The 13002-nt window shown below is 66.4% G+C and carries 12 protein-coding genes, 1 tRNA gene and 1 pseudogene; 6 read left to right on the top strand and 8 right to left on the bottom strand.

The window, feature by feature from the left end; translation table 11 throughout:
* Positions 1–57: 57 nt before the first annotated feature.
* A complete protein-coding gene (locus tag ASF65_RS09470; protein ID WP_055888273.1) occupies positions 58–1068 on the bottom strand; it encodes an NADP-dependent oxidoreductase in 1011 nt (336 codons plus the stop codon).
* A pseudogene (locus tag ASF65_RS09465) lies at positions 1065–1852 on the bottom strand (SDR family oxidoreductase). Before ASF65_RS09465 ends, ASF65_RS09470 begins: the two are co-directional and overlap by 4 nt.
* Positions 1853–1954: 102 nt before the next feature.
* Here ASF65_RS09465 and ASF65_RS09460 point away from each other — a divergent pair.
* Positions 1955–2512, top strand: coding sequence for a TetR/AcrR family transcriptional regulator (locus ASF65_RS09460; protein WP_055888269.1), 558 nt, complete (start codon positions 1955–1957; stop codon positions 2510–2512).
* On the top strand, positions 2509–2973 hold the full coding sequence (locus ASF65_RS09455) for a PaaI family thioesterase (RefSeq protein WP_055888267.1): 465 nt from the start codon (positions 2509–2511) through the stop codon (positions 2971–2973). The genes ASF65_RS09460 and ASF65_RS09455 overlap by 4 nt, the downstream gene beginning before the upstream one ends.
* A 1046-nt stretch (positions 2974–4019) precedes the next feature.
* On the opposite strand, the gene ASF65_RS09450 is transcribed toward ASF65_RS09455, so the two are convergent.
* Positions 4020–4096: transfer RNA gene (locus tag ASF65_RS09450), tRNA-Met, on the bottom strand.
* A 137-nt stretch (positions 4097–4233) separates the two neighbouring features.
* Between ASF65_RS09450 and ASF65_RS09445 the strand changes: the two genes are divergently transcribed.
* Positions 4234–4809 (top strand): DNA-3-methyladenine glycosylase, encoded by a 576-nt coding sequence (locus ASF65_RS09445; RefSeq protein WP_055888265.1) that lies wholly within the window; start codon positions 4234–4236, stop codon positions 4807–4809.
* Between the two features lie 83 nt (positions 4810–4892).
* Positions 4893–5849 carry a DMT family transporter gene (locus ASF65_RS09440; RefSeq protein ID WP_055888264.1) on the top strand — a complete coding sequence of 319 codons (957 nt, stop codon included), beginning with the start codon at positions 4893–4895 and terminating at the stop codon, positions 5847–5849.
* A gap of 138 nt (positions 5850–5987) precedes the next feature.
* Here ASF65_RS09440 and ASF65_RS22035 read toward each other — a convergent pair whose 3' ends face one another.
* The 5 genes from ASF65_RS22035 to ASF65_RS21355 all read right to left on the bottom strand — a co-directional run bounded on the left by ASF65_RS22035 (position 5988) and on the right by ASF65_RS21355 (position 10548).
* A complete protein-coding gene (locus tag ASF65_RS22035) occupies positions 5988–7208 on the bottom strand; it encodes an outer membrane protein (protein WP_055888262.1) in 1221 nt (406 codons plus the stop codon).
* Positions 7209–7274: 66 nt separating this feature from the next.
* A complete protein-coding gene (locus tag ASF65_RS09430) occupies positions 7275–7772 on the bottom strand; it encodes a hypothetical protein (protein ID WP_055888260.1) in 498 nt (165 codons plus the stop codon).
* Positions 7773–7836: 64 nt separating this feature from the next.
* Positions 7837–8952: a hypothetical protein gene (locus ASF65_RS09425; protein ID WP_156369236.1), complete on the bottom strand. Its 1116-nt coding sequence runs from the start codon at positions 8950–8952 to the stop codon at positions 7837–7839.
* 37 nt (positions 8953–8989) lie between these two features.
* Positions 8990–10102 carry a CsgG/HfaB family protein gene (locus ASF65_RS09420; RefSeq protein WP_082505362.1) on the bottom strand — a complete coding sequence of 371 codons (1113 nt, stop codon included), beginning with the start codon at positions 10100–10102 and terminating at the stop codon, positions 8990–8992.
* Positions 10093–10548 (bottom strand): hypothetical protein, encoded by a 456-nt coding sequence (locus tag ASF65_RS21355; RefSeq protein WP_156369235.1) that lies wholly within the window; start codon positions 10546–10548, stop codon positions 10093–10095. Before ASF65_RS21355 ends, ASF65_RS09420 begins: the two co-directional genes overlap by 10 nt.
* Before the next feature lie 326 nt (positions 10549–10874).
* On the opposite strand from ASF65_RS21355, the gene ASF65_RS09415 reads away from it, so the two are divergent.
* Positions 10875–11726, top strand: coding sequence for a DUF2793 domain-containing protein (locus ASF65_RS09415; protein WP_082505360.1), 852 nt, complete (start codon positions 10875–10877; stop codon positions 11724–11726).
* Positions 11727–11833: 107 nt separating this feature from the next.
* The gene (locus ASF65_RS09410; RefSeq protein ID WP_055888246.1) at positions 11834–12970 is read left to right on the top strand and encodes an anhydro-N-acetylmuramic acid kinase; all 1137 of its coding nucleotides are present in this window, start codon (positions 11834–11836) and stop codon (positions 12968–12970) included.
* The last annotated feature ends 32 nt before the right edge of the window (positions 12971–13002 follow it).

The following is a 13002-nucleotide window of genomic DNA, read 5'->3' as shown; positions in this document are numbered from 1 at the left end:
CCCGCCGGCTGCACCGCCCGACAGGACGAAGCCCCATCGAACCGCTAGGCGGGTCGATCAGCCCTTGCGGGCCAGCGTGACCACGACCTTCCCCTTGGCGCGTCCGCGATCGACATAGGCGAGAGCCTCGTTGACCTCGGCGAAGGGAAAGACGCGGTCGAGGACCGGACGGATCGCGCCCGTCTCGACCAGCTTCGTGATCTCGCCGAGCTGCTCGCCATCGGCGCGCATGAACAGAAACTGGTAGTCGACCCCGCGCGCCTTTGCCTTCCGGCGGATCCTCAGGCTGAGAAGGTTGATGACGCCGCGCATCAGCCAGTTCAGCCCGAGAGCCCGCGCGAAGTCCGGATCGGGCGGCCCGGAGAGGGAGATGGCGAGGCCACCGGGACGAAGGACATCGACCGACCGCGAGAGGGTCTCGGCGTCCTGGCTGGCGAGGACGAGGTGCTGATCCGAAAGGATCGACGCGAAGTTCTGCGAGCGGTAGTCGATGACGGTGTCGGCCCCGAGGCTGCGGACCAGATCCGCGCCGGCGCTGCCGGCGGTGGTGGCGACCGTCGCGCCGCAGTGCTTGGCGATCTGGATCGCCATGACCCCGACCCCGCCCGACCCTGCATGGATGAGGACCTTGTGGCCGGGCGCCACATGTCCGCGCTCGACCAGCACCTGCCAGGCCGTGAGCGCCGTCAGCGGCAGGGAGGCGGCCTCTTCCATCGTGATGTTGCGCGGCTTGCGCGCGACATCGGTCTCGGGAACCGCGATGAACTCGGCGAGGGAGCCGATGTGCCCGTCGCGCGGCCGGGCATAGACCTCGTCGCCGACCGCGAACCGATGCACGCCCTGACCGATCCTGACGACGCGGCCCGCCACGTCGTGGCCGAGCACGAACGGGGGCTTGTAGGGCAGCAGCATCTTGAAGGCGCCGTCGCGGATCTTGCTGTCGAGCGGATTGACCCCGGCGGCGTGCACCTCGATGAGCACTTCGCCGGGACCGGGGATCGGCTCGGGCAGATCGGCAAGCCGCATCGCCTCGCCCTTGCCGTAGCGTTCGAGAACGAAGGCTTTCATTTTCCGTCTTCCCGGTAGCGCGGCGCGGGCGTCTTCTGCGCGAAGCCCGGGATCATCGCCGTGCGGGCTGTCTGGAACGCATCCCACTGGCCGACATCGTGCAGGGGGGGATGGTGACGGGCTCGCGTCGATCGAAGCCGACGAGGGCCGCATCCACGAGATCGCCGACATCCATGAGCGGCGGCAGCTTCGCAGGATCGGCGCCGGCGCGGCTCCAGATCTCGGTGGCCGTCGCGGCCGGCAGCACCGCCTGCACGTAGACGCCCTTCGGGCCGAGGTCGTGCGCCATCCCCTGCGACAGGAACTGCACGAACGCCTTGGTCGCGCCGTAGACGGTCTGGCCGAACTCGGGCACGAGACCGACGACCGATCCGATGTTGACGATCGCGCCATCGCCGCCGGCCGCGAAGCGCGGCGCGACGGCATGGGCGAGGCGCATGACGGCCGTCACGTTCACGGACACCAGCCGGGCGAGGTCGTCGGCCGACTGTTCCTCGAACGACCCGCCGTAGGAGACGCCCGCATTGTTGATAAGGATGCCGATCTCGGGATCTTGGCGCAGCCGCTCCTCGACCACCCGGATATCGGCCTCCGAAGCCAGATCCGCACGAATGATGTCGACGACGGCTGAGGTCTCCTCCCGCAGCCGGGCGGCAAGCGCCTCCATCCGTCCTTCGTCGCGGGCGACGAGGACGAGGTCGTGGCCGCGCTTGGCGAGGCGATCGGCATAGGTGGCTCCGATGCCGGAGGAGGCGCCGGTGACAAGTGCGGTCGGCTTGGGCATGACCGGGTCCTTTTGGGGGCAAGGTGATTTTTACATGACAGTCGTCATGAAATTTCATATGATCGTCGTCATCAAAGAGTCAATCGGTCTGTGGAGGCGGGCATGCGCGTGACGCGTGAACAGATGGAAACGAACCGCCGACGCATTCTCGACGAGGCGAGCCGCCTGTTCCGGGAGCACGGGTTCGCGCCGGTGACGATCGTCGATGTCATGAAGGCGGCCGGCCAGACCCATGGCGGCTTCTATGGCCACTTCGCCTCGAAGGACGCGCTGATCGCGGCGGTGGTGGCCCACAGCCATTCCGGCGGCATCGAGAGGTCGGCGGATCTCGCCGCGATGGTCGATCTCTATCTTGCACCGGCACACCGCGAGGCTCCGGGCGCGGGATGCCCGACGGCCGCCTTCGCCGGTCTCATGCGGCAGCAGGCGGAGGCGGCCAAGGTCGCGATGGCCGAGGGGATCGAAGCGCAGATCCGCCTCCTGTCAGAGGCGATGCCGCCCGGCGACGACGCCCTTCGACGCAGGGCCGCGATCGGGCATTGGTCCGCGATGGTCGGCGCGCTCGTCCTGTCGCGCGCCGTGGGCGATACTCCGCTTACCGACGAACTGCTCTCGGAGACGCGAGCCTGGCTGCACGCGAGCCCGGAGCGCGAGGCATGAACGTCATGGAGGAGTTCGCTCATCTCGACGGCCACGATCAACTCGCATCCCTGCTGGCGGCTGGCCGGCAGCCTCCGATCGGCGAGACGCTGAGCTTCCGCCTCGTCGAACTCGAGCGCGGCCGGGCGGTCTTCGAGGGCGTGCCCGACAGCAGCGTGCTGAACCCGATCGGCTCCGTACACGGAGGCTACGCGGCAACGCTGCTCGACAGTGCTTGCGGATGCGCGGTGCATTCGAGCTTGCCGCAGGGCCACGGCTACACGACGCTCGAACTGAAAATCTCCTTCCACCGTGCCCTCGGCGCGGCGAGCGGACCGGTCCGCGCCGAGGGCAAACTCGTGTCGCTCGGCCGCCGGGTCGGGTTTGCGGAGGCCCGGCTTGTCGATGGCAAAGGACGACTGTGCGCGTCCGCGACGTCCACCCTCCTCGTGTTCCCGATACCCGTCGCATCGACGGAATAGGCGCGGCGCGCTGCCTCGTCCGACGTCCTCGGCCGGAAGTCGCTCGCGACCTCGCGGACTTCCGATCCAGCGGGCGGGGCTAGGCGATGGCGATGCCGGCTCTTCGCTTCGAACGGGGGAGCACCGAACCCCGGTCGGTTTGGTTTTGCGCGCCAAAGCGAACTTCGGGCGGCACCAGGGCCGTTTGGGGAAGCGTGGCAGACCACCGAGACGACCGCGTGGATTAACCTAACGAACACCGAAAACGCTTCGACCGTGTCAGCGTCCGGCCTGATGGTCTTGGACGGCTCCGGTCGCATTCGAAACGGCCTGAGACCTCACCACTCAGTCCAGACAGGAGGAATTAGACTAGAATATAATCAATCGCGGCAATACCCAGAAGGAATATAAAGCCAAGTGCTAAAATTACTTAAGTTGGGTAGGAGTGTTGCGCTCACGTATCGACAAGCGCTGTGCGGCGGACCGTACAGTGGATGTATATGAGGGGTGGGATTTCGTCGGCCAAACTGAAGACATATCTAAGGATGAAAGCTTCTGGGGTGATTTCTGTTTGCATGTGACGACGTAGCGCCCGTCCGCATTCAGCTTGGCTCCGTACGCCAGCTGCGAACATGTCTCCAAACGGCGACGTCTCCAATCCAAGCGGACCGCGACGTCTTGGGCCACTGTCGTCCGACGTTCTAGGTCGCCAAGTTGCGGCTGCCTGCCAGCAAATCCCCTGACGGGTCATTCTGGTCCGGGCGAAGGCGAAAGGGGTTCTGCGGTGGGACTGACCACCGAAGGATCGGGCGCGTTGAGGACATGCGTGCCGCTGCGGCGATCATCGATGGGACGACCGTGAAGGCCACAGTCAAAATTTCATCGCTGGCAGCGGTGCGGTCCGAGAATGCGCCGATCTCAAGCTAGGCATGTCTCTCAGGACAGCCGAGTCTACCGAGAAAATCTTGGAAGTCAGCAGTAGTGGGTCGCATCATCAAGCGACATACGGGGACTGCCTCCGTGGCCGATCCCATACGCTCAGTGCTTGCGAAGGTCTGAAAGGAGATTGGTAGCAGTGGGCAGATTTGAACTGCCGACCTCCGGGTTATGAATCCGGCGCTCTCACCAACTGAGCTACACTGCCATGACGGATGAAAGGGCTTGGCCACATCCGAAGCGCTCGCCGTTGTCGTGCGGCGAGTTGAGGGCGATATACGGACGCCCGAGCGCCCCTGTCAAGACGGAAGGAACGGCGTCCGGCGTTTCGCCCGGAGGAAGACGATGCCGCCCCGATCCGACGACTTCTTCGCGCAGGACGCCGTCTCGCTGGCCGCCGCGCTGATCGGGTGCGAGCTGTATTGCGACGGGGTGGGCGGCCGGATCGTCGAGACCGAGGCCTACCGGGCCGACGACGCCGCCTCGCATTCCTTCCGCGGGCCGACCACGCGCAACCGGGCGATGTTCGGGCCGGTGGGGCGGGCCTACGTCTACCGCTCCTACGGCCTGCATTGGTGCCTCAACATCGTCTGCGATGGCGCGGCGACGGGCAGCGCCGTTCTCCTGCGGGCGCTGGAGCCGCTCGGCGGGCTCGAGGCGATGGCGCAACGGCGCAAGCTCGACGATCCCCGTCTCCTCTGCGCCGGGCCGGGCCGGCTGACGCAGGCCCTCGGCATCGACGCCAGCCACGACGGTATGGCGATCGGGGAACCGCCGTTCCGGTTCCGCCGCGCCGAAGCGCCTGGTCCGGTAAGTGCGGGCCCGCGGATCGGAATCACCAGGGCGGTGGACGAACCCTGGCGCTTCGGCCTGGCCGGCTCGCGCTTTCTCAGTCGCCCGCTACGAAACGTGTCCGGCTGACGAAAGCGACCCATGGACGCTGCGGGAGAGGGGCTGTAACCCAGCCTTGTCCAACCTGTCGCCATCGATCCCTGCGAGTCTTCATGCCGACGCCCGCCAGCGCCTCCCATCCCCGCAAGGCGGCCCTTTGGGGGGTCGGTTTCATGCTGCTCGGCTGCTTCATGTTCTCGGTCAACGACGCGATGGGCAAGTGGCTGGTCGGGACGTACTCGGTGGGGCAGGTGCTGCTTCTGCGCAGCGTGTCGGCACTCGTGCTCCTTCTCCCGTTCCTCCGGCGCGTCGACATCCGCATCGTCGTGCGTCCGGCGCGGCCGGGTCTGCACGTCCTGCGGGCCGCGGGCTCGGCCATGGAGACCGGATTCTTCTACTGGGCGCTCAGCTACCTGCCGCTCGCCAACGTCATGACCTTCTATCTCGCCGGACCGATCTACGTGACGGCGCTCTCGGCGCTGATCCTCAAGGAGCGGGTCGGCTGGGTGCGCTGGAGCGCGGTGCTGGTCGGCTTCGGGGGCGTGTTGATCGCGCTGGGGCCGGACCTTGCGAGCGCCGGCTGGCCCGCGCTCATCGCGGTGGCGGGCAGCTTCTGCTACGCGCTCCTGATGATCTCGACCCGCATTCTCGCCGGGGCCGGCGAGACCACGCTGATCACCTGGCAGACCGTGATGGCGCTGGTGTTCGGGGCGGTGCTCGCGCCGATGCACTGGGTCACGCCGTCCGCCTTCGATCTCGGCTTCCTGTTCCTTCTCGGCATCGTCGCGATGGCGGCCCACTCGGCCGTGAACCGCTCGCTGACGCTCGCGCCCGCTTCGACGGTGGTGCCCTACCAGTACACGCTGATCGTCTGGGCGCTGCTCTTCGGCGTCGTAGTCTTCGACGAGACACCGCGCATCTCGATGCTGGTCGGCGCGGCCGTGATCACCGCGTCCGGCGTCTTCATCTTCCTGCGCGAGCAGCGTTTGAAGGCGGACATGACCGCGCAGGGCGCCGCCGGCATGGTCGGCGCGCCGGACGACATCCAGATCCCACCCGCCAAGAGTTGACGCCCGGCAACGAAAAACCGCCGGCCCGCATCGCGCGGACCGGCGGTGGTGGGGCGGAGACGGGGCCGGGCAGTCGACCCCGTCTTCCCATCCGGCCTCCGGCGGCAGGACTTGAATGCCGGAAGCCGAACGCCTCAATCAGTTGAAGCGGAACGAAGCCTTCGCCCAGACGGTGTGGAAGTCGAAGTCGTCGTCCGACGCGGTGGTCAGCGTCGACCCGTTGCCGAGCGGCACGACGAGTTCGGCGTCCGTGGAGCCGAGGTTGGTGTAGAGATACTCGAGGCCGAGGATCAGGTTGTCGGTCACCGCATAGTCGGTGCCCGCGCCCACCGCATAGCCGACGCGCGTGTCGTCCTCGCTGGCGGTGAGGCCGAACGGCGTGTTGACGATCGTCGTCTCGACATTGCCGAAGGCGACGCCGCCGGTGCCGTAGACGAGGAAGCGGTCGAGGCCGACGCCCGCCTTGAGGCGCACCGTGGCGAGGTAGTCGAGTTCGCGCGAGACGCCGATCGTGTCGAAGCCGTTGGTGATGCCGGCGCTCTTGGTGATGTCGACATAGGAGAGGTCGCCGACCACGCCGAGCACGAAGCTGCCGCCGCCGAGCGCCACGTTGTAACCGACGTGGCCGCCGCCCGCGAAGCTGTCGTCCTCCTCCGAGTAGGAGCGATGGTTCGCCCCGAAGTCGTAGGCATAGGTGCGCTCCGGCACGCCGGGCGTTCCGGCCACGGCGGGCGAGCCGGGGGTGGCCGGCGTGTCGGGCGTCGCGGGAACGGCCGGCGTTCCCGGCGTTCCCGGTGTGCCGGGGGTGGCGGGCGTTCCCGGCGTGCCGGGCGTCACGACAACCTGGAACTCACCAGCTGCGGCAAGTGCGCCCGAGCCACCGGCCGCAGCGTAGGCAGCGGACAATTCAGCAGCGCTCAAGCGCCCCGACGTGCCGTCAGGATATTGCACGGCGCAAGAGCCGGACGCAGCGCCGCCGACCGTGGCGGCCGCGCAGGAATACTCGAGCGTGCCGAAGACGGCGGGAGTGCCTGGAGTGCCAGGCGATCCGGGAGTACCCGGATTGCCTGGCGCGGCGGGACTGCCCGGATTGCCGGGAATGAAGGGCGTCGCGGGAATGGCCGGCCGTCCCGGCGTTGCGGCGATACCGGGGACGAAGACGAAGCTTGACGGAATGTTTGACGAGCCGCTGTTGAACGATCCGCCCGCCTGACCGCCGATATAAAGGCCGGTCCACGAGAAAGCGGGAGCGAGCACCGCGATCGGGGGCGGCTCGGGCGGGTAGTCCACGATGTCGGCGGCGAAGGCGGGAACGGCCATCGACGACATGGTGAGGGTGATGAGATGACGCTTCAGCATGTCGACGTCTCCAGTCCGCATGCGGGTTGTGTTGGCCGATGCTTTCCGGGCGCCGGCGGTTCGGTATCAAAGTGTCGGCCCGCTCCGGCAATGGCGGGCCAGAGATGCAAGGACCGGGGAAGCGCCCTGAAGCGGGAAACTTCGCGCGTGTGATCGCCGTCCGGCCACCTCCAAGGAGAGGGTGATCTGCCCCTTGGCTCGCTGCAGAGCCTCGAGGACATCGAGCCCAGCCCAGGCGACGAACATGGGCCCCTCAGCGGTACGCTGCAGTTCGCCGGCGAGGCGGAAATTCGCCTGGTCGGTTTCAATCGCGAGCGTCACATAGTCGGCGTTGGCCTGATGCAACTGACGGTCGTTCATCGGATCGTCCGTCAGATATTGAGCGATCAGTCCTCCCGACGTGCATTTCAGGCCGAAGCCATGATGCTCTTGAGAGGTCACGACGATCGACATGTCGCCGTCGGTTCGCTGAACCCGCTCGTAAGTCCACTCGCCCGCCTCGGTACGTCCGGACAGCAGAAGTCCTGCCACGAAAAGCGGAAGCCATCCGTGATGGTTCGGCATGCCTGACGTCCTGGGAGGGGCGGGTAGGGCATCGCGGGGGCCGGAGCCCCCGCGATGCTTCGCCTTACTTGAGGTTCGACGTGGTGTCCTGGATCTGCTGAACCAGGGCGCTGCCATCGAAGCCGGCGGACAGGTTGCCGGTCTGGACCGAACCGATTGCCGAGGTGTCCGTCGCGATGCCGTTGACCGAGCCGACCGCCAGAGCCACGTTGGCGTAGACGTTGCCGGCATTGTACGAACGCTGGGCAGCATAGACGCCGTCCAGACCCGACTCCACGCGATCCCGGACGTCGTTGACGTTCGAGCTCGACTGGCCGACGCTGTTGTCGCGGAACAGGCCCGCCGTCGCGGCCGAAGCCGTGTTCGACGTGTTGGCCGCGGCCGAGGCGGTGCGCGCCTCGACGTCGGTCACCGCACCAGTGACGCTTGACGTGCTGTTGTCCGTCGACAGGTCCAGGATGGTCGGAGCGATCGCGAGCGAGCCGGTCTGCACCGAGCCGATCGCGCTGGTCTTCAGAACGCCGTTGACGTTGAAGTTGCCGGCGGTGTTGACGTTGCCCTGAATGCGACCGAGGTCGATCGAAAGCGTGCCCTCGGCACCCACGGCGCCCGCGAGGACGGCGTCGAGATCGAGATCGGCATCAAGGCCGCGGCTCACCAGGAAGTCACCGAGCACGTCCAGGTTGATCGTGCCGCCCGGGCCGATCAGACCATCAACGGCCAGAAGGTCAGCAACCGTCACGCCTTCCAAAAGACCGAGGATGGAGTCGAGACCCGCCGACGCGCCGCCGCCAGCGGCGACTTCGAGGTTCAGCGTGCCCTTCGGCAGGTTGACGTCGATTGCACCGACCACGCCGCGCGAGATCGAGCGGACGCTCGCGTCGACAGTGCCGATGTTGTACGACTCCTGCAGGTAGTTCGCAGTCGTGAACGCGCTGCCGTCGTTGACCCCGATCAGGGCGCCGCCGATGCGCTGCGAGATCGATTCACCGCTCGACGTTGCACCGGTCTGCGGAGCCGGAATCTGCTGGGCCTGAGCGGTCGCGGCGAATGCGAGAAGGGCCAGCGCCGAAACGCCACCGAGAATAACCTTATTCATGCCATATACTCCATTTTGATGGAGCCGCCCGCTCCCTGTTGGCGGCCTATGTTGGACAGGTTGTGTCGAGAGCCCTGTCATCGTTCGGCGGGACGTTGCAGCGTCCCGCCGAAAGCAATCAGTTGGCCTGTAGGATTGCCTGCGCCTTCGCCTGGGCGCTGGTGTCCGTTCCCGTGCCGTTCGCGCCGGGAAAATTTCCTGAAGCCGATTTGAAATCGTCGTCGCCTTGTGCGCTCGCAGGTGTCGTGCTCGCTGGCGTCGTGCCTGACGAGCGCGCCATACCCGCCTGGCTGGCTGGCATGCCTGGAGGAGCTGCCGCCGCTCGCTGCGCGGCGGGCGATGTGGCTGGAAGCCTGCCGCCTGCGTTGGCCGGTGAGACTGCCCGACGCGGCGGCAGCTTCGCGTCGGCGATCGCTTTCGCTGTCTTCGTGTTGTCGACGTAGCCGTGTGCGCGGTCGATATGACTACGGCACTCGGCATACTCACCGACGCCCATCACCTGCGTCAGCAGTTCGAACGTTGCGAGGTTGACCATCTGGCGGAGGGCGAAGTGGATCGCTTCTCGCTCTCGCCCGCCGATGTCGCCCGAGACAAGCGTCTCGGAGAAGAAGCGCCCGAGACCGATTCCCGCTTCGCTCGCGAAGATCTGCTTCTGCAAGGGGACGTTGGCGACGATGACGCCGGTGTTGGCGTCCGTCATTGCCAGATCCATTCCGATCAGAAGCCGGTTCTGTCGGTATCGAGGTCCGATGCCAGCAACTTCAACCTCGGCACCTGACCCTGGGATGAAATCCAAGGAGTTGATCGAGCCGGTGATGTAGAAGTTGGACGGGACCTGTCGCGACGTATCGCGGATCCGCCACTCAGCCTCCACCGTCATGACACGTGGATCGCGACGGTTCACAACCGTGGTGCCAGCCTTGAACAGCGCGGACTGAATCATATCACCCGCACCCTGGGTGATGAACTTGCCGACGCCGCCGTCCGTAAAGCTTTCCTTGCCGGTCTGATCCACGACCGCGCCGACGGAAAAGACCAGTCGACGCTGAATCCGACCGTTCAGGCAGGCGAGGGCCTCATCGAACGGCGTCACGATATCGGAGATCGGAGGTCCTTCGACCAGCACGGCGTTGCTGGTCGACGAAGCCATACCAGGTGCACCCGCACAACCGGCCAGCGTCGATACCACCAGCAAGGCGGCACACAACTTGCCCGCAGGTTTCAACGACATGTGAAGCCTCCGGGGCTCGGTCCGTCGTTCTCGAGATGGACGCTGGCGTCCTGACACCCGTCGGATTGCGAAGTGCTGGACGTGTCGACCGCGATGTTCGTGCTGTCGCGAACATCGATGTTCGTTGTAGAGCTGTTGACGCTACCAATGGCGGTCGTCTGTTGCCCTATGTTCGAGGTGCTCCTGTTGTCAACGTTGTTCGTGGTCGAGACGGAGTTGTTCGTGATAACGTTGTAGTTCGTTTTTCCAAGTCCGTCGTAATAGTCCGTTTCACCCTTCTTGATCATGTCGGCCTGCAGAAGACGAAGATTGCGGTCCGACGCGCTGCTGAACCCGTAGTTCCCGTTCCAATCAGCGGCAGGGCTAACGGAGCTTTGAGAAAATGCGGTTGTCGGTGATGTGATGAGAACAGACGCGATGCCTGCCATTCCAAACCAACGCAGCATGAAAAATTACCCCCGAACCAATCAGATTCACTCGATCGTTCCAATAAACGGATGCTTGGCGATCGAAGACATGAACTTGATTGGACCGCGACCGGAACTCGATCGCTTCCCACCGATCGAGGTATCCACGGATGGTCCGTCGCGTGCAACTTAAAAGTGTATCTCCACTTTTAGAACGCAACCGCTGTTGCGCTCCAGGCACAATCCTTGCGTGAGGCTGGGCGGATTCTTGCAACTTGATAGGGGCGACGTACTATTCGCGCTTAATCCGCCTGGGCCGCACCTCACACAAGGTTGTACCTTCTCGCTCGAAGGAACCCGCGGCCATGTCCACCTCTCCCCGACTTTCCCTTCCGTTGCTGATGCCCCAGCAGGCGCAGCGGCACCTGACCCTGAACGATGCCTTCCGGCTTCTCGACGTGCTCGTTCAGACCGCGGTGGTCAGCGACACGCTTGCCGTCGAACCAACGGACGCTCGGGAAGGCGATCTCTTCATTCTGCCGCCCTCGGCCACCGGGCCGCGCTGGGGCACGATGCGACCCGGTGCGCTCGCCCTCGTCGAGAACGGCGGGTTCGTCGAGATGCAACCGGTGCCGGGCCAGATCGCCTATGTCGCCGCACGCCGCGCCCTCGTGCTCTTCGACGGGGAGACCTGGAGCGCTGGGCCGTTCGCCGCGTCCGAAACGGAACGGCTCAGCATCAACGCGGCGCCGACCGAGGCCAACCGCCTCACCGTCGCGGCGGACGCCGAGCTTCTCACCTTCGACGCGCGCACGCCCGGGACGGGCGATGCCCGGAAGGTCATCAACCGGCAAGACACGAACCGGGTCGCTGCCGTCCTGTTCCAGACCGGCTTTTCAGGGCGCGCCGAGATCGGTCTTCTCGGTGACGAGCGCTTCGCCGTGCGCGTGTCGACGGATGGCGCGAGCTTCCGTCCGGTGCTGACGGCGCGCCCGGCCGACGGTTTCCTGTCGGTGGCGCACGATTCCGAGCCGGTCTGCGCGCTCGACGTGGGTGGCGCGGTGCGCGTCGCAACCTATCTGAAGGCGGCGCTTCCCGATGCGCAGGCAGGCAGCGGGCAGATCGTCCTCGTATCCGACGAGGCGGGCGGCGCGGTGCTCGCCTTCAGCGACGGGGCCGCGTGGCGGCGGGTGACGGATCGCGCCATCGTGACCTGACCGGCGCGATCGGGGATGGCCCGTCAGCTTGGCGCCGGGCAAGGCATGCCACAGCCGTGCACGGCGGCGATCGAGTCGCCGACGGCCGGACTTTGGAGACGAATGCGATGTCGATGTGGGCGATCGGGTTGATGACCGGGACGGTGCTCGACGGCAATGTCGATATCGCCATGCTCTGCACGGATGGCGAGACGATCCACGAGTTCGGACCGACGCTGCTCGCCCCTTACCCCAAGGACATCCGCCCTCTGCTGAAGGAAACGCTGGCGGCGGCCGCGCGGTGGAACTTCGAGGGTCCGGAGCCGGCGATCTTCGACACGGCGGAAGAGGCGCTGACGGCGGCGCAGTCGGATGCCGTGGCCGCCTTCCTCGAGGACGAGGGGCTTCCGTCCGTCGATTGCGGCGTCGTCGGGTTCCACGGACAGACGGTGCTGCATCGCGCGGCGACGCCCGAGCGCCCCGGCGACACACGGCAGCTTGGCGACGGCGACGAGATGGCACGCCGTCTCGGCATTCCCGTCGTGTTCGACTTCCGCAGCCGGGACGTGGCCTTCGGCGGGCAGGGCGCGCCGCTGGCGCCGATCTACCACAAGGCCCTCCTGGCTCGCATCGACGCGGGCGAGGAGACGGCCTTCCTCAATCTCGGCGGTGTCGCCAACATCACCTGGGTATCGGCCGACGGCGAGATGCACGCCTTCGACACGGGGCCGGCCAACGCGCCCTTGAATGACTGGGTCCAGGCTCGAACCCGGCGGGACATGGACCGCGACGGGCTGATCGCCGCCGCGGGTCATGTCGACGAGGATCGTCTCGAAAGGCTCCTCGATCATCCGTACCTGTCGGAGCCCTATCCGAAATCCCTCGATCGCAACGACTTCACCGCGCGCATGGCCGACGGCCTGTCGCTGGAGGACGGCGCGGCCCTCCTGACGGCCTTCACGGCCGGAGCAATCGGCAAGGCGCTCGACCTTCTGCCCAAGCGCCCGACGCGCCTCGTGGTCGGCGGGGGCGGGCGGCGCAACCCCGTCCTGATGCGCGAGATCGCGCAGCGCACCGGCGCCGAGACCGTCGACGCCGATGCGCTGGGTTTGCGGGGCGACGCGATCGAGGCGGAGTGCTTCGCCTTCCTCGCGGTCCGCGTCCTGCGCGGCCTTCCGATCAGCTTCCCCTCGACCACGGGTGCGCCCGAACCGCTGACCGGCGGCCGCATCGCGCGACCGATTGGCCCATCCGCGACGGCCTGACGCGCGAAAAAGCACGGTCTCCTTCCTTTCCG

It is taken from the genome of Aureimonas sp. Leaf324 (assembly GCF_001423245.1).
Classification (GTDB): domain Bacteria; phylum Pseudomonadota; class Alphaproteobacteria; order Rhizobiales; family Rhizobiaceae; genus Aureimonas.
This window is presented reverse-complemented; position numbering and strand designations above follow the sequence as displayed.

Bases quoted from the DNA above. Each gene is read 5' to 3' on its own strand.
- ASF65_RS09470 (WP_055888273.1), bottom strand. From the start codon at position 1,068: ATGAAAGCCTTCGTTCTCGAACGCTACGGCAAGGGCGAGGCGATGCGG.
- ASF65_RS09430 (WP_055888260.1), bottom strand. From the start codon at position 7,772: ATGCCGAACCATCACGGATGGCTTCCGCTTTTCGTGGCAGGACTTCTG.
- ASF65_RS09410 (WP_055888246.1), top strand. From the start codon at position 11,834: ATGTCGATGTGGGCGATCGGGTTGATGACCGGGACGGTGCTCGACGGC.
- ASF65_RS09425 (WP_156369236.1), bottom strand. From the start codon at position 8,952: ATGACAGGGCTCTCGACACAACCTGTCCAACATAGGCCGCCAACAGGG.
- ASF65_RS09445 (WP_055888265.1), top strand. From the start codon at position 4,234: ATGCCGCCCCGATCCGACGACTTCTTCGCGCAGGACGCCGTCTCGCTG.
- ASF65_RS09460 (WP_055888269.1), top strand. From the start codon at position 1,955: ATGCGCGTGACGCGTGAACAGATGGAAACGAACCGCCGACGCATTCTC.
- ASF65_RS09415 (WP_082505360.1), top strand. From the start codon at position 10,875: ATGTCCACCTCTCCCCGACTTTCCCTTCCGTTGCTGATGCCCCAGCAG.
- ASF65_RS09420 (WP_082505362.1), bottom strand. From the start codon at position 10,102: ATGTCGTTGAAACCTGCGGGCAAGTTGTGTGCCGCCTTGCTGGTGGTA.
- ASF65_RS09440 (WP_055888264.1), top strand. From the start codon at position 4,893: ATGCCGACGCCCGCCAGCGCCTCCCATCCCCGCAAGGCGGCCCTTTGG.
- ASF65_RS22035 (WP_055888262.1), bottom strand. From the start codon at position 7,208: ATGCTGAAGCGTCATCTCATCACCCTCACCATGTCGTCGATGGCCGTT.
- ASF65_RS21355 (WP_156369235.1), bottom strand. From the start codon at position 10,548: ATGCTGCGTTGGTTTGGAATGGCAGGCATCGCGTCTGTTCTCATCACA.
- ASF65_RS09455 (WP_055888267.1), top strand. From the start codon at position 2,509: ATGAACGTCATGGAGGAGTTCGCTCATCTCGACGGCCACGATCAACTC.